We start from the raw sequence: 318 nt of genomic DNA, 5'->3' as shown, positions 1-318 counted from the left end.
TTCGCTGAGCGACGCCTGTGACCGCTCCACGATCAGCGCGCTCGCATCCGCAAGATGCTGGCGCTCTATGTGGTGATCCCCGGCGGCCACGCGTATCTTGTGCGCTTCCAGCATCACTTCAGCATGGCTGGACCCGCGGGGCGGGATGAAAGCGTAGCAGGCCAGTTCGATCAGTAGACCCAGCGGATCCTTGAAATAGATCGAGTGCATGAAACCGCGATCCTTCACGCCCGAGTTTCCGATCCCGCGCTCTTCGAGGCGGTCGAGCACCTGGTCGAACATGGCGCGGTCCACTTCGAAGGCGATGTGATGCACGCA

At 61.6% G+C, this 318-nt stretch carries 1 pseudogene; it reads right to left on the bottom strand.

Features of this window, described 5'->3' with window-relative positions:
* Positions 1 to 318 (bottom strand): annotated as a pseudogene (locus A3728_RS20010) (VOC family protein); the annotation flags it as partial.

This window comes from Sulfitobacter sp. HI0040, from assembly GCF_001634885.1.
Classification (GTDB): domain Bacteria; phylum Pseudomonadota; class Alphaproteobacteria; order Rhodobacterales; family Rhodobacteraceae; genus Sulfitobacter.
Note: the sequence above shows the minus strand (reverse complement) of the source record. Positions and strands in the feature narration are given on the sequence as shown.